Annotated in this window: 18 protein-coding genes; 10 read left to right on the top strand and 8 right to left on the bottom strand. The window is 72.6% G+C overall.

Translation table 11 applies throughout. From position 1 onward, the window contains the following. Positions 1-46 precede the first annotated feature (46 nt). The gene (locus tag QJS33_RS08125; RefSeq protein WP_306367256.1) at positions 47-961 is read left to right on the top strand and encodes a Gfo/Idh/MocA family protein; all 915 of its coding nucleotides are present in this window, start codon (positions 47-49) and stop codon (positions 959-961) included. Between the two features lie 217 nt (positions 962-1178). Here QJS33_RS08125 and QJS33_RS08120 read toward each other — a convergent pair whose 3' ends face one another. Beyond that, positions 1179-1445, bottom strand: a complete 267-nt coding sequence (locus QJS33_RS08120) for a GlsB/YeaQ/YmgE family stress response membrane protein (protein WP_306367255.1) — start codon at positions 1443-1445, stop codon at positions 1179-1181. A 575-nt stretch (positions 1446-2020) separates the two neighbouring features. Here QJS33_RS08120 and QJS33_RS08115 point away from each other — a divergent pair. After that, on the top strand, positions 2021-2416 hold the full coding sequence (locus QJS33_RS08115) for a helix-turn-helix domain-containing protein (RefSeq protein WP_306367254.1): 396 nt from the start codon (positions 2021-2023) through the stop codon (positions 2414-2416). 193 nt (positions 2417-2609) lie between these two features. Here QJS33_RS08115 and QJS33_RS08110 read toward each other — a convergent pair whose 3' ends face one another. The 3 genes from QJS33_RS08110 to QJS33_RS08100 all read right to left on the bottom strand — a co-directional run bounded on the left by QJS33_RS08110 (position 2610) and on the right by QJS33_RS08100 (position 4479). Continuing rightward, positions 2610-3215: an ATP-dependent Clp protease proteolytic subunit gene (locus tag QJS33_RS08110; protein WP_306367253.1), complete on the bottom strand. Its 606-nt coding sequence runs from the start codon at positions 3213-3215 to the stop codon at positions 2610-2612. Further along, complete coding sequence (locus QJS33_RS08105; RefSeq protein WP_306367282.1) at positions 3212-3874, bottom strand: ClpP family protease; 663 nt, start codon at positions 3872-3874, stop codon at positions 3212-3214. The genes QJS33_RS08110 and QJS33_RS08105 overlap by 4 nt, the downstream gene beginning before the upstream one ends. Positions 3875-4080: 206 nt before the next feature. Next, positions 4081-4479 carry a MarR family transcriptional regulator gene (locus tag QJS33_RS08100; RefSeq protein WP_372339614.1) on the bottom strand — a complete coding sequence of 133 codons (399 nt, stop codon included), beginning with the start codon at positions 4477-4479 and terminating at the stop codon, positions 4081-4083. A 394-nt stretch (positions 4480-4873) separates the two neighbouring features. Here QJS33_RS08100 and QJS33_RS08095 point away from each other — a divergent pair, with 394 nt between their 5' ends. The 6 genes from QJS33_RS08095 to mnhG are packed head-to-tail and all read left to right on the top strand — an operon-like array spanning position 4874 to position 11657. Next, positions 4874-7825 (top strand): Na+/H+ antiporter subunit A, encoded by a 2952-nt coding sequence (locus QJS33_RS08095; protein WP_306367281.1) that lies wholly within the window; start codon positions 4874-4876, stop codon positions 7823-7825. Continuing rightward, on the top strand, positions 7822-8652 hold the full coding sequence (locus QJS33_RS08090) for a Na(+)/H(+) antiporter subunit C (RefSeq protein WP_306367251.1): 831 nt from the start codon (positions 7822-7824) through the stop codon (positions 8650-8652). The genes QJS33_RS08095 and QJS33_RS08090 overlap by 4 nt, the downstream gene beginning before the upstream one ends. 2 nt (positions 8653-8654) lie before the next feature. After that, on the top strand, positions 8655-10313 hold the full coding sequence (locus tag QJS33_RS08085; RefSeq protein ID WP_306367250.1) for a Na+/H+ antiporter subunit D: 1659 nt from the start codon (positions 8655-8657) through the stop codon (positions 10311-10313). Next, a complete protein-coding gene (locus QJS33_RS08080) occupies positions 10310-10927 on the top strand; it encodes a Na+/H+ antiporter subunit E (protein WP_306367249.1) in 618 nt (205 codons plus the stop codon). The genes QJS33_RS08085 and QJS33_RS08080 overlap by 4 nt, the downstream gene beginning before the upstream one ends. Further along, a complete protein-coding gene (locus QJS33_RS08075) occupies positions 10924-11262 on the top strand; it encodes a monovalent cation/H+ antiporter complex subunit F (protein WP_306367248.1) in 339 nt (112 codons plus the stop codon). Before QJS33_RS08080 ends, QJS33_RS08075 begins: the two co-directional genes overlap by 4 nt. After that, entirely contained in the window at positions 11259-11657 is a 399-nt protein-coding gene (gene mnhG, locus QJS33_RS08070; protein WP_306367247.1) for a monovalent cation/H(+) antiporter subunit G, read from the top strand. The genes QJS33_RS08075 and mnhG overlap by 4 nt, the downstream gene beginning before the upstream one ends. A gap of 111 nt (positions 11658-11768) precedes the next feature. Here the strand turns inward: mnhG and QJS33_RS08065 are convergent, their stop codons facing one another. From QJS33_RS08065 to QJS33_RS08055, 3 genes are all read right to left on the bottom strand, one after another. Then, positions 11769-12152: a DUF779 domain-containing protein gene (locus tag QJS33_RS08065; protein ID WP_306367246.1), complete on the bottom strand. Its 384-nt coding sequence runs from the start codon at positions 12150-12152 to the stop codon at positions 11769-11771. After that, positions 12152-13675 carry an aldehyde dehydrogenase family protein gene (locus tag QJS33_RS08060; protein ID WP_306367245.1) on the bottom strand — a complete coding sequence of 508 codons (1524 nt, stop codon included), beginning with the start codon at positions 13673-13675 and terminating at the stop codon, positions 12152-12154. The genes QJS33_RS08065 and QJS33_RS08060 overlap by 1 nt, the downstream gene beginning before the upstream one ends. 118 nt (positions 13676-13793) lie before the next feature. Then, the gene (locus QJS33_RS08055; protein WP_306367244.1) at positions 13794-15080 is read right to left on the bottom strand and encodes a GAF domain-containing protein; all 1287 of its coding nucleotides are present in this window, start codon (positions 15078-15080) and stop codon (positions 13794-13796) included. Between the two features lie 302 nt (positions 15081-15382). Here QJS33_RS08055 and QJS33_RS08050 point away from each other — a divergent pair, with 302 nt between their 5' ends. Next, positions 15383-15997 carry a hypothetical protein gene (locus QJS33_RS08050; protein ID WP_306367243.1) on the top strand — a complete coding sequence of 205 codons (615 nt, stop codon included), beginning with the start codon at positions 15383-15385 and terminating at the stop codon, positions 15995-15997. 7 nt (positions 15998-16004) lie between these two features. On the opposite strand, the gene QJS33_RS08045 is transcribed toward QJS33_RS08050, so the two are convergent. Beyond that, positions 16005-17534: a CdaR family transcriptional regulator gene (locus QJS33_RS08045; RefSeq protein ID WP_306367242.1), complete on the bottom strand. Its 1530-nt coding sequence runs from the start codon at positions 17532-17534 to the stop codon at positions 16005-16007. Between the two features lie 188 nt (positions 17535-17722). Between QJS33_RS08045 and QJS33_RS08040 the strand changes: the two genes are divergently transcribed. After that, positions 17723-18199: a transcription elongation factor GreAB gene (locus tag QJS33_RS08040; RefSeq protein WP_306367240.1), complete on the top strand. Its 477-nt coding sequence runs from the start codon at positions 17723-17725 to the stop codon at positions 18197-18199. Positions 18200-18247 lie beyond the last annotated feature (48 nt).

Here is an 18247-nt window from a genome sequence, read left to right as displayed (position 1 = left end):
GGGAAGAATGGGCGAACGGCCACGAGACGGACGAAGGAGCATGCACATGGGTCTGAGGTTCGGGCTGCTGGGCACCGGCCACTGGGCGGCCGAGACGCAGGCGGCGGCGCTGGCCGCCCACCCGGGGGCGGAGCTGGTGGGGGTGTGGGGCCGGGCCCCGGAGAAGGCGGAGGCGGTCGCCGACCGGTACGGCGCGCGGGCCTACGCCGACCTCGACGCGCTGCTGGCGGACGTGGACGCCGTGGCCGTGGCGCTGCCGCCGGACGTGCAGGCGGACCTGGCGCTGCGGGCGGCCCGCGCCGGAAAGCACCTGCTGCTGGACAAGCCGCTGGCGCTCACCACCGACGCCGCCGACGCGGTCGTCGCCGAGGTCGGGGCGCGCGGGCTGGCGTCGATGGTGTTCTTCACCAACCGCTTCTCCGACGGGATCGACGCCTTCGTGCGCGAATCCGCCGACCGGGGCGGCTGGCAGGGGGTGCGGGCGACCCTGTTCGCGTCGATCTTCCGCCCGGGGAACCCGTACGGCGCCTCCCCGTGGCGCAGGGAGAAGGGCGGCCTGTGGGACGTGGGCCCGCACGTGCTGTCGGTGGTGCTGCCGGTGCTGGGTCCGGTGGAGGCGGTGGCGGCGATGGCCGGGCCCCGCGACACCGTGCACCTGCTCACCCGCCACCGGGGCGGTGCCGTCGGCACGTTCTCGGTCACCCTCGACGCCCCGGAGAAGGCACAGGGGTTCGAGGTGGTGCTGTTCGGCGAGGCGGGCCGGGCCGAGGTCCCGAGCGGCGACAGGTCCGCGGTGGAGGCGTTCGGGGTGGCGGTCGACCGGTTGATCGCCCAGGTGGAGGGGACCCCCGGCGACCCCCTGGACGTGCGGTTCGGCCGCGAGGTGGTCGCGGTCCTGGCGGCCGCCGAGACCGCCCTGCGCGAGGGCCGGACGGTGGACGTGCCGAAGGCCGCCGGGTAGTCCCGGCGGCCCGAGCGGAGAACGGGGCCCGCCTCCCTCGGGCGTGTCCGGCGGATGCTCTCGTGCGGCTCGGCGCTCGCACCGAAGGACACGAGCGGCCGCCGGGCGATCTCTCGCACGACGACGAGCGCGGGCCAGCCCGGGTTCGGCTGTCCGAGCGCACGCGGCGCAGCGAGAGGCGGCCCGACGGCCCGAGCGGAGAACGGGGCCCGCCTCCCTAGGGGGCGGCCCCCTTGGCGTTCTTGGCGTACATCCCGTCGGCGAGGTAGATGATCCCGGCTGCGACCAGGACCTGGACGATCAGGACGATGATCCACATGGTCGTGAAGAACGCGGCGATCCAACCGCCGATGAAGGCCGCCACGATGCCCAGGATCAGCGTCAGCCAGATGGGCAGGTGCTGCTTCCCCGGGACGACGAGTCTGCCGAGGGCTCCGATGATCAGGCCCACGATGACCGCGCTGATGATTCCGGTGATCTCCAAGGTCCCTCCCCAAGGTCGGACACCTCTCACCGTTCCCTTTCTCAGAGCGACGAACCCGTCACACCCCCGAAGGAGAAAAATCTTTTGTAGCCGTTTGGCGGTTGCACCGCTTCACCGGGAGGGGTCGGCCCCAGCGCGGCGGCGTCCGGCCGGGGTCCATCCGGGGGCCCGGAGGTTCCCCTGCTCGTCCAGGTCGGACCGCCGGTGCGTGGGCCGGGGCGGGCCCCACCCCACAGGTCGCCCAGACCGGTGACCGTGAGCAGGACCGCCGACAGCCATCCGCCCACCGGGGAGCGGCGCACCGGACCGGCCGGGCACAGGGCGGCGTAGGTCGCGAAGAGCGGTGGCAGGGTGACCGTCCCGAGCAGTGCGGCGCCCACCACCCCGTCCGCGCCCCGGCCGAAGCCGATCAACCCCCGCCGGAGCCGCTGAAGAGCCCATCCGTGACGGTCCGACCGCCGAACATCGTTCTGCCGTCCGCAGAAGGCCGGGGACGGCCCTCCCCGGCCCGCGGCCGCGAGCGTAGGCTGCGGGGAGGACCAGTGCGCATCCCGAGCACGAGACCGGAGGCCCCGATGACCGATGTCCTGCGCTCCCTGGACGAGGCCCGCAGGGGCACCGACCGGGTCCCCGAGCCCGAGCCCCTGATGCGCGACCTCATCGGCGGCCTGCTGCGCCGGACCCGTGTGGAGCAGGGCCGCACCCTGCGCGAGGTGGCCGAGGACGCCCAGGTCTCGCTCCCGTACCTGTCCGAGATCGAACGCGGCCGCAAGGAGGCGTCCTCGGAGGTGCTGGCCGCGGTCTACCGGTCCCTGGGGCTGAGCCTCACCGACGTGCTGGCCGAGCTCCACCGGGAGACGGTCATGGCCGTACCGCGGCCGCTCGGCGGCCGGACCGGCTCCTACACGCCGACCGCCGCGCCGCGGGCGACCGCCACCGTCTCCGTGCTGTCGGTGTCCCTGGCGGCCTGACCGCGAGGATGTGCAGTGGCTTCTCCCGCAGGTCCGACCCACGGCCTGGCCGACACCGCAAGGTCGTCCCTTACGGGATTCGTCGGCCTGTACGGGGAGGCCGCCGCACGCGACCGGACGGGCGACCGTGACCTCATAGGAGCGTCCCCGCACCGCCCGGTCGGGGCCGCGGTGCGGCCCCGACCGGCCCGGCTCACACCGGCACCGCCTCCCGGGTGCTGATGACGGTGTCCACCAGCCCGTAGTCCTTCGCCTGGTGGGCGGTGAAGATCTTGTCCCGGTCCGTGTCGGCCCGCAGCCGCTCCTGGGTCTGCCCGGTGTGCCGGGCCAGGATCTCCTCCACCTGGGATCGGACCCGCAGGATCTCCGCGGCCTGGATCTCCAGGTCGGCGGCCACCCCCTGGCCCTCCCCCGAGGGCTGGTGCAGCAGCACCCGCGCGTGTTCCAGGGCCCGGCGCTTGCCGGGTGCTCCCGCGGCGAGCAGCACCGCGGCGGCGGACGCGGCCTGCCCCATGCACACCGTGGCGACGTCGGCGCGGACGAAGCGCATGGTGTCGTAGATGGCGGTGAGGGCGGTGTTGGAGCCGCCCGGAGAGTTGATGTACAGCTGGATGTCGGTGTCCGCGGACTCGTGGTCCAGGTGCAGCATCTGCGCCATCACCACGTTGGCGACGTCGTCGTCGATGGGCGTGCCCAGGAAGATGATCCGTTCCGACAGCAGCCGGCTGAACACGTCGAAGGACCGCTCGCCCCGGGGCGTGCGCTCGACGACCATGGGGACCGTGTAGCGCCCGCTCATCGCACGCCCTCCGTTTCGCGCCGGACGAACCCGGGGGCGCCCGCGCCCAGCCGGATGCCGGTGCCGTTGATCTCCGACAGGGACGTGACCACGTGGTCGACGAACCCGTACTCCCTGGCCTCCTCGGCGGTGAACCAGGCGTCCCGGTGCTGGTCGCGGGAGATGGTCTCCTCGCTCTGCCCGGTGTGCTCGGCGATGAGCCGGATCATCGTCTGCTTGGTGTGCGCCAGGTTCTCGGCCTGGATCGCGATGTCGGCGGCGGTGCCGCCGAGCCCGCCGGAGGGCTGGTGCATCATGATGCGGGCGTGCGGCAGGCTGTACCGCTTGCCGTGGGCTCCGGTGCAGGCCAGGAACTGCCCCATGCTCGCCGCGAACCCCATGACCAGGGTGGACACGTCGTTGGGCACGAAGTTCATGGTGTCGTAGATGGCCAGCCCGGCGGAGACGACGCCGCCGGGGCTGTTGATGGCCAGGGTGATGTCCTTGTGCGGGTCCTCGTCGGCGAGCAGCAGGATCTGGGCACAGACCCGGTTGGCGCTGGTCTCGTCGACCTGGGTGCCCAGCAGCACGATGCGGCTGCGCAGCAGGCGGGCGGACAGCTGGTCGTCGAACGCTCCGCCCTCGGCCTCGTGCGAGGCCGTGGCCCTGGTTCCGGTCATCGACATGGAGTGGCCCCCTTCCCTTCCCGGCCGCTGGCGCGGATCCCTCGCCCGCACCGGCCGTGCCTCCACCCTGCGCGGCGGGCCGCAGCGGATGCCACTGTTTCGGCCTGCGGCAGATATGCCGACGGCAGACCGTAAGGACCGGGGAATGGGAACGGGTGAAGGGACCGGAAAGGAGGGCCCGGATACCCCCGGGCCGTCCCTCAGGTGTCGTCCATGGCGTCGCGCAGATCGCGGAGCAGCTCCAGCACGACGGGGCGCAGGGAGGGGCGGATCGCCTCGAACACGCGCCGCTGTCTGGCCTCCATGCTGCGGCGGCGGTGGGCGAGCGCTTTCTCACCCTCCTGCGTGATGGCCACCACCGTGCTCCGTTCGTCCCGCTCCGACCTGCGGCGCGCCATCATGCCCTTGCGTTCGAGCTGTTGGATCATGCGAGTGGCGGAGGGGGAGGACACCCCCACCACCTGGGCCACCGCGCCTACGCTGGGACTGTCCAGCCCGCGGACGGCCTCCATGAGGAGGGCCTGGGTGAGGGTGAGGTCGTCCGCCGCCCGATGCCCGTGTCCGCTGCGGGAACGGGCGTGGATCGCCGCGTTGATCAGTTCCGTCCAGGCGCGCTGGAACTCTTCGAGACCGACAGGGGAATCGAGTCCGACGCCCTCGAACTCACGGGCACGCTCGGCCGCGACTCCACGGTCGGCGGCACGGAGTCGCTCGGCGCTGGACTCGGGGGTCTCGTCGGACACGAAACGTTCCTCGCAGGCTGGACGGGCACCGGGGCCCGTCTGGACCCGCGCGGTGGTTTGACGTTTGTGTAGTCTAGCTATTAAATAGCATGTACATACAAGTTACGTAGATCCTTGCCCCCTCACACCGTAGTGACACCCCGTCCACGCATCCGGTTGTGGGCGAATCGGTCTGCTGCTGGGGGCAGCGGACGTCCGCCCGAAACACCGGGCGGGCCCGGAACGATCCGGGAGGGGCGCATTGACAACAGTGCTGATCGCGCATTTCATCGCGGCGGCGATCGCGCCCTTACTGGTCCGGCTGTGGGGCCGCAACGCGTTCCTCGCCCTCGCCGTCGTGCCCGGCGCCGCCACCGTCTGGGCCCTCCTCCAACTCCCCGTGATCCTCGACGGCGGCGCGCTCGCCGGATCCGTCGCGTGGGCCCCCGCGTTCTCGCTGCGCCTGGGCCTGTACATGGACACCCTCGGCCTGGTGATGACCCTCATCGCCGCCGGCGTGGGCGCCCTGATCCTGATCTACTGCGCGCGCTACTTCAGCGACTCCGAACCCGGACTGGGGCGGTTCGCGGGGGTGTTCGTCGCCTTCGCCGGGGCCATGCTCGGCCTCGTCCTGGCCGACGACCTCATCCAGCTGTTCGTGTACTGGGAGCTGACCACGGTCTTCTCCTACCTGCTCATCGGGCACAGCACGGAGCTGAAGGAGAGCCGCCGCGCGGCCATGACGGCCCTGACCGTCACCACCTTCGGCGGGCTCACCATGCTCGTCGGCATGATCGTGCTCGGCGAGACCGCCGGGACCTACGTCATCTCCGAGATCGTCGCCGCCCCCCCGAGCGGCATCGCCGTCGAGGTGGCCCTGGGCCTGATCATGGTCGGCGCGATGTCCAAGTCCGCGCTGTTCCCCTTCAGCCTGTGGCTCCCCGCCGCCATGCGCGCGCCCACGCCGGTCTCCGGCTACCTGCACGCGGCGGCGATGGTCAAGGCGGGCGTCTACCTGGTCGCCCGCCTCACCCCGGCGTTCCCCGACTCGGCCGTGTGGACCTCGACGGCCCTCGGCTTCGGCGTGCTCACGATGATCCTGGGCGGCTGGAAGGCGCTGCGCCAGTACGATCTCAAGCTGGTCCTGGCCTACGGCACCATCAGCCAGCTCGGCTTCCTCATCGCCCTGCTGGGCACCGGCACCCGGGCCGCGGCCCTGGCCGGCATCTCCATGCTCATCGCGCACTCGCTGTTCAAGGCCCCCCTGTTCCTCGTGGTCGGCATCATCGACCACGGCACCGGCACCCGCGACCTGCGCGAGCTCTCGGGGCTGCGCAGATCCATGCCGGGCACCTTCTGGACCTCGGTCCTGGCCCTGGCCTCCATGGCCGGGCTGGTGCCCATGCTCGGCTTCGCCGCCAAGGAGCTGGCCTTCGGCGCCTACGCCCACGGCGGCGTGGTGGACACGGTCGTGCTCGTCGGCATGGTCGCCGGCTCCACGCTCACGGTCGCCTACACACTGCGCTTCCTGTGGGGCGCGTTCTTCGACAAGGCGGACGTGGCGCCCACCCCGGTGCACGGCCCCGGCCCGCTCTTCCTGGCCCCGGCCGCGCTCATGGCGGGTCTGAGCCTGATCGGCGGGCCGCTGTCGCACCGGATCGACCCGCTGCTCGCGCTGTACGCCGACTCCGTCCCGCTCGCGCCCGGCGCCTACGAGACGCACCTGGCCCTGTGGCACGGCTTCGAGCTGCCGCTGCTGCTGTCCGCGGCCTGCGTCGTCGGCGGCCTCCTGCTGTTCCGGGTCCGCAGCGCGGTCGTCTGGATCGGCACCCGCACCTCGGTGGTCGACCCGGACCGGGTCTACCGGCGCATGCTCGCCGGGCTGGAGAACCTGGCCCTACAGGTCACCGGCAGCACCCAGCGCGGTTCACTGCCGGTCTACCTCGGCACCATCCTGGTCAGCCTGGTCGTGGTGGCCGGCTACTGGGTCATCTCCGAGCCCATCTGGGACGGCGACTACCCGCGGGTCCGCCTGTGGGACACGCCGATCCAGGTCATCCCGGCCGTGATCATCGCGGCCACCGCCCTGCTGACCCTGTTCATGCGGCGGCGCCTGTTCGCGGTGATCCTCGTCGGCACCGGCGGCTACGGCGTGGCGGCCATGTTCTACCTGCTGGGCGCGCCGGACCTCGCACTCACCCAGTTCCTGGTCGAGACCGTCAGCCTGGTGGTCTTCGTGCTGGTGCTGCGCCGCTTCCCCAGCCACTTCTCGGCGCCCGCGCTCAAGGGCCGCCGGATATGGAACCTGGCCATCGGCGCCTCCACCGGCACCCTGGTCGCCGCCATGACCTGGTTCGCCCTGGCCGGCCGCCAGGAGCCGTCGATCTCCCGGCTCTACCCGGCGGCCGCCGAGGAGGCGGGCGGCTACAACATCATCTCCGTGCTGCTGGTGGACGTCCGCGCCTGGGACACCATGGGCGAGATCTCCGTCCTGGTCGCCGCGGCCGCCGGGGTGGCCAGCCTGATGTTCGTCCGCCGCACCCAGCCGCGCAAGGCACCCGGCGGGGTGATGGCCGTGTCGGTCACCTCCGCGGGGCGGCAGGCCGCCGACGGCCAGGCCCGGATCGACCTGGGCGGGCTGCGGGTGGCCCCGGAGAACCTGCACGTCAAGCCCCAGTGGAACCACACCTGGCTCCCGGGCGCGGACGCGCTGCCCACCGAGCGCCGCTCGGTGATCTTCGAGGTGGTCTCGCGCTTCCTGTTCCCGGTGATCATGGTGATCTCCGTGTACCTGCTGCTGACCGGGCACGGCGCGGTCGGCGGCGGCTTCGCCGGCGGCATCGTCGCCGGTCTGGCGTTCATCGTCCGGTACCTGGCGGGCGGCCGGTTCGAGCTGTACAACACCGCCTGGGTGCAGCCCGGCGCGCTGATCGGCCTGGGCCTGGCCATCTCCACGGGCATCGCGATCGGCGGCGCGATCTTCGGCGACGAGGTCCTCGCGGGCGGGGACTTCCACGTGGACCTGTGGATCCTGGGAGAACCGCACATCACGGTGTCCCTCTTCTTCGACATCGGGGTGTACCTGCTGGTCATCGGTCTGATCCTGGACATCCTGCGCAGTCTCGGCGCCCGCATCGACGAGCAGATCGAGCGGGACGCGGCCCGGGTCCGGGCGACCGCCGGGCCCGGCGCCCCCGAGCCCGTCGAGGAGGTCACCTCGTGAACGATTCGCCCAGTCTCACCCTCGTCCTGCTGATCGGGGTGCTCGTCGCGGTCGGGGTGGTGCTCCTGCTGGAGCGCAGCCTCAGCCGGGTGCTGCTCGGCTTCATCGTGCTCAGCAACGGCGTCAACCTGATGATCCTGGCCATGGCCGGGACCATGGGCGGGCCTCCGCTGCTGTGGTTCAGCGAACCGCAGGAGATGACCGACCCGCTGCCGCAGGCGATGATCCTGACGGCCATCGTCATCACCCTGGGTGTGACGGCGTTCCTGCTCGCCATGGCCTACCGGAGCTGGCAGCTGGAGGGCAACGACGAGGTCCAGGACGACGCCGAGGACCTCCGGATCGTCCAGGGCGAGGGGCGGCGCGCGCTGCGCCGCCGCTTCGTGCGCGAGCGCCGCCGGCTCAAGGCCGACATCCGGCGCCAGCGGGCGGAGCTCCAGGCGACCATCGCCGCGGCCGACGCCCAGGAGCTGGCCGAGCAGGCCCGCATCAAGGCCGAGATCGCCCGCGCCCAGGCCGAGCTGGCCCGCTACGAGGTCGAGGTCGAGGAGAGCGGGATCGACGAGCAGTCCCAGGAGACCATGCGCCGCCTCAGCGACCGGGCGGAGACCATGACCGCCCAGGTGCAGGAGCTGCGCGGACGCATCCGCCTGGGCCGCAGGCGGCTGCGCGAGCACCGCCGGGCCGACCGGGCCGCCGAACGCGAGCTGTGGCGCGAGCTGCGCCGCCGGGTGCGGGCCCAGCGCCGCCAGGCCGCCCAGACCATGCGGGCCGAGCGCGAGCGTCTGGCCCGCGCCGAGGACAGCGACCTGCAAGGGAGTGACTGAGCATGAGTTGGGACTACTTCGCGGGTCTCCTCCACTACCTCATCCCGCTCCCGGTGGTGGTGCCGCTGTTCGCGGCCGGGGTCAAGCTGGCCATGGGCAGCCGCTGGCCCAAGGTGCAGCAGTGGCTGAGCATCATCGCGCTGACCTTCGTGCTGTTCGTCGGGTTCGTCCTGATGCTCGGCGCGGACGCCCTGGGTCCGCAGGTCGTGCAGGTGGGCGGCTGGGAGGCGCCGATCGGCATCACCCTGGTGGCGGACCGGCTGTCCGCCCTCATGGTGACGGTGTCGGCGGCGATCACCCTGGCCGTGCTGGTGTACTCCATCGGTCAGGGCATGGCCAGCCGGGCCGAGGTGGCGCCGCTGTCGGTGTACCAGCCCACGTACCTGATCCTGGTCGCCGGTGTCTCCAACGCCTTCCTGGCCGGCGACCTGTTCAACCTGTACGTCGGCTTCGAGATCCTGCTGACCGCCAGCTACGTGCTGCTGACCCTGGGCGGGACCCAGTCGCGGATCCGGGCGGGCGCCATCTACGTGGTGGTGTCCCTGGTGTCGTCGGTGCTGTTCCTCATCGCGATCGCGCTCACCTTCGGCGCGACCGGCACCGTCAACATGGCCCAGCTCGCCGAACGGCTGCCGGAGCTGGACGGCCACCTCAAGATCGTGCTCCAGGTGATGCTGCTCTTCGCGTTCGGCATCAAGGCCGCGGTGTTCCCGCTGGCCGCCTGGCTCCCCGACTCCTACCCGACGGCCCCGGCACCGGTCACCGCGGTGTTCGCGGGCCTGCTCACCAAGGTCGGCGTGTACGCGATCATCCGCGCGCACACGCTCTTCTTCCCGGGCGAGGACCTGAACAACCTGCTCATGTGGGTGGCGCTGGCGACCATGATCATGGGCATCCTGGGCGCCGTGGCTCAGACGGACATCAAACGTCTGCTGTCGTTCACACTGATCAGCCATATCGGGTACATGGTGTTCGGGGTGGCGCTGGGCAGCCAGATGGGCCTGGCGGGCGCGGTGTTCTACATCGCCCACCACATCACGGTGCAGACCACGCTGTTCCTGACCACGGGTCTGATCGAGCGCCGCGGCGGGTCCACGAACCTGGACGACCTGGGCGGACTGATCCGGATCGCGCCGCTGCTGGCCGTGCTGTTCTTCATCCCGGCGATGAACCTGGGCGGCATCCCGCCGCTGTCGGGCTTCCTGGGCAAGGTCGGCCTGCTCCAGGCCGGTGTGCAGGAGGGCACCCCGTTGGCCTACCTGCTGGTGGGCGCGTCGGTGCTGACCAGTCTGCTGACCCTGTACGTGATCGCCCGCGTGTGGAACTACGCGTTCTGGCGGGCGCCCTCCGAGGGCAAGGTCGCCGACCCCGGGACCGTGCTGGAGGACACCGAGGCCGACGACTCCTCGACCGCGGCCCTGGGTCCGGGCGAGGCCGTGGGCCCCTCCTCCCGCATCGGCGGCACGGCCACGGTGTCCACCCCGCTGGTGACCTCGGTGGCCCTGCCCAGGACCATGGTCGGCGCCACGATCGCACTGGTGGGGTTCGGCCTGGCCCTGACGGTGTTCGCGGGCCCGCTGATCGCCTACTCCTCGGAGGCGGCCACCGAACTGCTGGCCCGTACCCCCTACATCGAGGCCGTCCTGGGAGGTGACCGATGACCGCGCAGAACGTCGGGAAGGCCGGGAAGAGGGCCGGGGCGACCGCGCTGCGGAGGCGGCTGGGCAAGGTCCAGATCCCCGTGGCGCTGGGCATGACCCTGGTCTGGCTGCTGCTGTTCAACGGGTTCCAGTGGCGCTGGGAGTCCCTGGGCCTGTTCGTGCTGGGCTTCCTGGTGTCGGTGGCGATCATGCTGGTGTTCCCGCTGCCGCCGATCACCCCGGGCTTTCGCCTCCACCCGCTCCCGCTGGCGCACCTGGTGCTGCACATCATCGGGAAGATGTTCACGGCGAGCTTCCGGGTGACCGCCCAGGTGTTCTCCCCCGGCGAGGTGCGCAGCTCGGTGGTGGCCGTGCCGATGCGCACGCAGTCGGACCTGATGCTGGTGTGCACGGCCATCGCCAGTTCGATCATCCCGGGCACGGTCATCGTCGAGGTCTCGCGCGACGAGTGGATCCTGTACGTCCACGTGCTGGGCGCCGCCGACGACGCGGGCATCGAGGAGGGGGTCCGGGACGTCATGGTCCTGGAGCGTCTCCTCGTGCGGGCCCTCGGCACCCGTGAGGACATCGAGACCCTGGAGGCGGCGTCCCCCTCCGGGAAGGAGAGCGCGTGAACACCCTGTGGACCGTCATCGCCGCCCTGCTCGCCGTCGCGTCCCTGCTGAGCATGGTGCGCCTGCTGCTGGGCCCGAGCATCCTGGACCGGGCGCTGTCGGTGGACGTGCTGCTCGCCTCGGCGCTGGTCGGCCTCGGCGCCTACGCCGCCCTCCACCGCGACCCCACGGTCCTGCCGACCCTGATGGTGCTGTCGCTGGTGGGTTTCGTGGCGACGATCAGCATCGCGAAGTTCGTCGCCCGCCGCCCGGAGGAGCACGTGGCCACCCCGACCGATGTCGTCCACCCGGTCCCGGGTGCCCCGTCGGCCGACGAGGAAGGGGGGCGGCCGTGAGCGATCAGCTCGTCACGGTCCTCGACTGGATCGCGATCCTGTGCCTGCTGGCCGGGGCCCTGCTGTCGGTGGTGGCGGCGGTGGGCCTGATCCGCTTCCCCGACCTGCTGTCCCGGATGCACACCGCGGCCAAGCCGCAGGTGCTGGGGATGCTGCTGGTGCTGGTGGGGATCGGGCTGCGCCTGGCGCCGGTGGAGGAGACCAACGTGTTCAACGTCGGCACCCTGCTGCTGGTGGGCCTGTTCCAGGTCGTCACGATCCCGGTGGCCGGGCACATCGCCGCCCGGGTGGGCTACCGCACCGGGCGCATCCGCGAGGACCTGCTGGTCCGCGACGACCTCGCCGAGCGGCTGGCGCGCAAGCGCGAGGAGGACTCCGCCCGGCGGGCCGAGTGAAGGGGTACGGGGTGATCGGGCGGGCCCGGGGAGCATCCCCGGGCCCGCCCTCTCCTTCCCCTCCTGGGATGGGCCGTCCCGGGCGGGTAGCCCGGGCGGCACCGTGGTCGGTCACGGGAGGCGTTCGGCCTCCGCGTCGGTCATCAGTCGGGAGCGGATGAGGAACCGGTTGCCGGTCGGCGCCTCCAACGAGAAACCGGCCCCGCGCCCGGGGACGACGTCGATGGTCAGGTGGGTGTGGCTCCACAGCTCGAACTGGGAGCGGGACATCCACACCGGCACCGGCTCGGGCGTCCCCGGGTCCAGGTCGCCCAGGTGCACGTCCGAGGCCCCGGTGCGGAACTCCCCGGCCGGATAGCACATGGGCGAACTGCCGTCGCAGCACCCGCCGGACTGGTGGAACATCAGCGGCCCGTGCTCGGCCCGCAGGTCGCGGAGCAGGGCGGCGGCCGCGTCGGTGACGGCCACCCGCTCCACGTCGGCCCCGGCGTCCATCAGAAGAATCCCAGCGCCTCGTCGGAGTAGCTGACCAGCAGGTTCTTGGTCTGCTGGTAGTGGTCGAGCATCATCTTGTGGTTCTCGCGTCCGATCCCGGACTGCTTGTACCCGCCGAACGCGGCGTGCGCCGGGTAGGAGTGGTAGTTGTTCACCCACACCCGGCCCGCCTGGATGTCGCGGCCCGCCCGGTAGGCGGTGTTGCCGTCGCGGGACCACACGCCCGCGCCGAGGCCGTACAGGGTGTCGTTGGCGGTCTTGATCGCGTCGGCGTAGCCCTCGAACCGGGTCACCGACACCACCGGGCCGAAGATCTCCTCCTGGAAGATGCGCATGGTGTTGTCGCCCCCGAACACGGTCGGGGCCACGTAGTAGCCGCCGGACAGGTCCCCGCCCGGGTCGACGCGCTCGCCGCCCGCGAGGATCTCGGCGCCCTCCTGCCGACCGATGTCGATGTAGGACAGGATCTTCTCCAGCTGGTCGTTGCTGGCCTGGGCGCCGACCATGGTCTCGGTGTCCAGCGGGTTCCCCTGCTTGATCCGGCCGACCCGCTCCAGGGCGTCGCCCAGGAAGGAGTCGTAGATGGACGACTGGATCAGCGCCCGGGAGGGGCAGGTGCACACCTCGCCCTGGTTGAGGGCGAACAGCGTGAAGCCCTCCTGGGCCTTGTCGTAGTAGGAGTCCCGGGCCGAGGCCACGTCCTCGAAGAAGATGTTGGGGCTCTTGCCGCCCAGCTCCAGGGTGACCGGGATGAGGTTCTCCGAGGCGTACTGCATGATCAGGCGCCCGGTGGTGGTCTCTCCGGTGAAGGCGACCTTGCGCACCCGGGAGCTGCTCGCCAGCGGCTTGCCCGCCTCCACGCCGAACCCGTTGACGATGTTGAGCACGCCGGGCGGCAGCAGGTCGCCGATGAGCTCGATCAGGACCAGGATGGACGCCGGGGTCTGCTCGGCGGGCTTGAGCACGACGGCGTTGCCCGCGGCCAGCGCGGGCGCCAGCTTCCAGGTGGCCATGAGGATCGGGAAGTTCCACGGGATGATCTGGCCGACCACGCCCAGCGGCTCCTGGAAGTGGTAGGCGACGGTGTCCCCGTCGATCTGGGAGGTGTGTCCCTCCTGGGCGCGGACGGCCCCGGCGAAGTAGCGGAAGTGGTCGACGGCCAGCGGCAGGTCCGCGGCCAGGCACTCGCGGACCGGCTTGCCGTTCTCCCAGGACTCGGCGACGGCGAGGCGCTCCAGGTTCTCCTCCATGCGGTCGGCGATCCTGTTGAGGATCACGGCGCGCTCGGCCGCCGAGGTACGGCCCCAGGCGGGGGCGGCTCCGTGGGCGGCGTCGAGGGCGAGCTCGATGTCCTCTGCGGTGCCGCGCGCCACCTCGGTGAAGGTGTTGCCGGTGGCGGGGGCGGGGTTCTCGAAGTAGCGGCCCTTGACGGGCTTCACCCACTCGCCGCCGATCCAGTTCTCGTAGCGGGGGGCGTACTCCACGATGCTGCCGGGCTGTCCGGGGGGAGCGTACACGGCCATGGTGAGCCTCCTTATGCGCCGGGCGGGAACCCGGCGGTCATCAACGGGGGTCGACGACCGTGACGCTAGTCACGCCTACGTTGCGAGCACGTTGCAGCCGCGTTGCCGCGGGGGGTGGTCACTCCCCCAGCCAGCGCAGCCGTCCGCGCAGGGCGGCGTGGCTCGGCGAGTCGGGGTCCAGGGAGCGCAGCACGGCGCTCAGCACCCGGGGGTCGTCGCGCCACTCGGGGTGCTCGGCCCAGGCCAGCAGGGCGCGGGGGTCCTTCTCCCCGTCGAGCGCGCCGATCAGCTCGGCGTCCAGGCCCTCGCGGATCTCGATCACCCCCGGGGCCTCCGAGCCGGGCAGCACCGGCCCCCGGTAGGCGCGCAGGGCGCCGGTCCGGTCACCGCCGGACAGCCGCTCGCGCACCGTGTCGGCGTCGGTGGGCAGCGGGCACAGCAGCCGGTAGGGACGCGAGGCCAGCAGGTCGTGGCCGATCAGGCGGCGCAGCCGGGACATCTCGGCGCGGACCGTCACCGGGGCGCTGTCGCGCTCGTGCAGCCGGGCGCCCAGGGCGGCGCCGCTCAGCCCGCGCGGGGCGGACGACAGCAGCAGGAGGATCTCGGAGTGGCGGGCGCTCAGCTCCGTGGCGCGCCCGTCCACGGTGAGCCGGGCACCGTCGCGGCCCAGGACTTCGAGCATGAGGTGGTCGGGCACCCGCGCGGGGTCGTCCGGGGACGGGCGCGGACCGGGCAGCACCCCGGCGATGCGGCGGGCCCTCAGCTCCATCTCGGCCGCGGTGGCCGCGGCCCGCACCAGGGCCAGCGCCTGGGGAGAGGCCACCAGGTCCTCGCCGGTGATGTCGAGGACGCCCAGCAGCGCCCCGGTGTCGGGGTCGTGCAGGGGCGCGGCCGAGCAGCTCCACGGCTGGACGCTGCGGGCGAAGTGCTCGCTGGCGAACACCTGCACCTCGTGGTCCAGGGCGAGTGCGATGCCGGGGGCGTTGGTGCCCGCCGACCGTTCGTGCCAGTTGGCGCCTTCGACGAAGCGCATGTCCTCGGCTTTGCTGCGCAGCCGGTGGTCGCCCTCCACCCACAGCAGTCGGCCAGCGGCGTCGCCGACGGCGACGATCTGCGGCCCCGGCGCGGTGTCCAGCAGCAGCCTGCGCAGCAGCGGCAGGGTGGCGGCCAGCGGGTGGGCATCGCGGTAGTCGGCGAGGTCGGAGCCGGACAGTTCGATGCGCGGGGAGACGCCGTCCGGGTCGATGCCCAGGCGGGCGCTGCGCCGCCAGGATTCGCCGACGACCGGGCGGACGGTGCCGCGCACCCGGCCGGAGCCGGTGAAGTCCTCGTGGGCGAGCGCGACGTCCTTGCGCACGGCGTCGGGATCGGCGTCCCACGGCCAGGCGTTCCATGTCCAGGGCATCACGGCCTCCCCCTGTGCGTGAGGCGGCGTCGGGCCGCGGCGCGGCCCGGCCCGGCTCACCCCCGTCGAGGTGGGGATCCCACGATTCAAACCGGGTACGGGGCTGATGACAAGGGGTTCCGCGCAACCGGCGATGGATCGCACCCGTTCGTCACCACATGTCATGAACGTCCGCATGTGCGGTCGGCCACGGACCGCAACCCGCGCGCTCCGGCCTCCGTCTCACCGTGGTGAGCGCGCCGGCCGAGGATTCGCCCCGCACCGCGGGTCGGGGCGGGCGCAGGAGAATCGGGAGAACGACCATGTACGCACAGCAGCCGCCGACACCGCCCCGGGTCGACCCCGCCGAGCTGCGCCCCGGCCGGGCGGGCTACTGGGCGGGCGGCCTCGCCATCGTGCTCGGCGGCATCGCCGGGATCGTGCTCTTCGTCTTCTTCATCGCCCGGGCGGTGGCACTGCCGGACCTCGCCGTGGAGGTGCCGGGCAGCGGTGAGGGCGCCTTCTCGCACACCCCGGGCACCGAGACCGCGATCGTCGCGCTGTACTCCACCTCCGCCCTGGGCTCCCCCGACGACTGCGGCCTGGTCGCCCCCGCCGGGGAACCGGTCGGGTTCTCGGACCCGGGGTTCACCCACGAGACCGCGGAGTGGACCCTGGTCGGTGCGGCCTCTCCGCAGGAGTCGGGCGAGTACACGCTGGTGTGCGAGGGCGCCCGGGACGCCTCCTACGCCGTGGCCGCGGTCCCGGCGGACTTCGGTATGGCCGGGGACATCGCGGGCGCCCTGGCCGCGTTCTTCCTCATCCCGCTGGCCGGACTGGCCCTCGGGCTGATCCTCATCATCACCACCGCCGTGCGCCGCGGCAAGCACAGGAAGCGCCTGATCGCCGAACGCGGCGGATACCCCTACCGGGGCTGACCGGGGGTCAGGGGTCCTCGGGCAGGGCGGCGAGGGCGACGGTGAGCGCGACGCGCGCCCGGGGTTCGTGCAAGCGCAGGTCGGCGACGCCGCGCAGGCGGCGCAGCCGGTAGCGGACCGTGTTGGGGTGCACGCCCAGCAGCTCGGCGGCGACGGCCGGGTCGCCGTGCGCGTACAGCCAGGCCCGCAGCGTGCCGGTGTACTCGGTCCCCTGGTCGGCGTCATGGCGGGCCAGCACCGCCACCGGGTTGCGGCCGGGCAGCCGCCCGGCCTCGGCGGACAGCCGCAGGCGGCGCAGCAGCACCTCGTCCCAGGCGTCGTCGTAGACCACGGGGGCGGCGCGGTCCCCCGCCAGGATCAGGCACTCGTCGGCCTCCTGACGGCCGGCGGGCAGGTCTCCCGCGCCCGCCGCGCCGCCCACCCCGGCGGCCACGCCGGGGTGGGCGGGCAGGCCGCGCACCGTGGCACGGACCCACTCCAGGGCCGGGGCGACCTCCCCGGCGCAGGGCAGCACCGTGTAGACGGTGGTCCCCAGCAGGGTGCTGCGCCCCGGACGCGACCAGCCGAATCCGGTGGTGACCTGCTCGAACAGATGCAGGACGGCGGCGTCGGGCGGCGCGGCCCGGGCGTGCAGAGCGATGACCCGCAGCCCGTCGGCGGGCAGCCCGATCCGGTCGGCGGCCCGCTCCGGGTCCTCCGACCCCTCCAGCAGGTCGATGACCGACTCCGACTCCACCTGGCGCTCCAGGTCGCTGCTCACCCGGGCGCGCAGCATGTGCAGGCCCACCGTGCGGGCGCCCTCGCTCAGCGCCCGGGCCCTCTCGGCGTCCAGGGGCGTGTCCCCGACCGCCCACAGCGAGCCGAGGAGTTCGCGGCCCACCCGGATCGGCACGGCGGTGCGCCCGCCCATCCCGAACTCCGGCAGGGCGGGCACGTACAGCGGCGCGTCGGCGGCGGCCAGCCGGGCCGCGGTCCCGTCGGACTCCAGGCGGTCGCGGATCCCGGCGGGGGCGCGCCGGGCGATGACGGTGTCCCGGCGGGCCCGGTCGGTGTCGGCCTGCCCGGCGGAGTAGGCGATCACCCGCCAGGCCCGGTCCTCGATGACGACGGGCGACCCGACCTCGGCGGCGACGGTGTCGGCCAGGGCGAAGAGGTCGCTGGGCCCGCGCCCGGACTCCGTCTCGCGGCCCTCCAGCACGAGCCCGTAGACGATGCCGGAGATCTGGCTCCAGGACACGGCGGGCTCGACCACGACCATGGCGATGCCGCGTTCGCGCAGCTCGGCGCGGATACCGGCCGCGGGCCCGGTGGCGGAGCGGACGATGACGACGACGGCGCGGGCCTGTTCGGCCAGCCGCAGGGCGGTGGCGGAGGCGTCGATCCCCACCGCGAGGAAGGCGTCGCCCGGCGGCGGCGCGTCGTCGGTGGGGTCGTGCATGGCGACGCTGCGCAGCTCGCGGCGGCGCAGGTGGCCGTCACCGACCAGGTGGGCGCCGTAGCCGCCCAGAACGTTGACGAGCCGGTCGAGGTTGATCACCGCACCGCCTCCTCCGTTGTCGAAATTCGACAAGAACCCGTGCCGTGATTGTCCTTTCACGATAACGGGGCGCCCGCCGCCGGTGGACACACTCGATTCGGGGGACAGCGCCCCCCGGCCCTCGCGTACTCCCATCCGCGCCACGGACAGCGTCCGTGGCGCTTGTTCGTGAAGACAAGGAACGCCCCATGTACAAGACCACCGACACCTGGATGACCCGGGAGGCGTACGAACGGCTCAAGGAGGAGCTGCGGGTGCTGAGCACACCCCCCGAGGACGGCATCGGAGCGGATTCCGGGTCGGACGCCGGGGGCGCGGGGGACACCGTCCCCGCGCCCCGCTACATTCACGACCCGGCCGTGCGCCTGGCCCGGGTGCAGACGATCGAGCGGCTGCTGCGCGAGGCCGTGGTCGAGGAGGCGGCGCCCGACGACGGGGTGGCCGCGCCCGGCAAGGTGCTGACGATCCGTTACGACGGCGAGGAGGACACCGAGGAGTTCCTGCTCGGGGTCCGGGACGCCCCGGTGGCGGACGCAGTGACGGTGTACTCGCCGCGGTCGCCGCTGGGGGCGGCGCGCGGTGAGCGGCGCACCTTCACCTCCCCGAGCGGGGCGGTGATCGGGGTGACGCTGGTGAACGCCGCACCCTACCGTTCGGCGCGCTGACCGCGTTCCGGGGCGGCCGGCCCGGCCGTCCCGGCCCTTTTCCGCCCT

Origin of the sequence: Nocardiopsis sp. CC223A (assembly GCF_030766825.1) — a bacterium.
In the GTDB taxonomy this organism is placed as follows: domain Bacteria; phylum Actinomycetota; class Actinomycetes; order Streptosporangiales; family Streptosporangiaceae; genus Nocardiopsis.
This window is presented reverse-complemented; position numbering and strand designations above follow the sequence as displayed.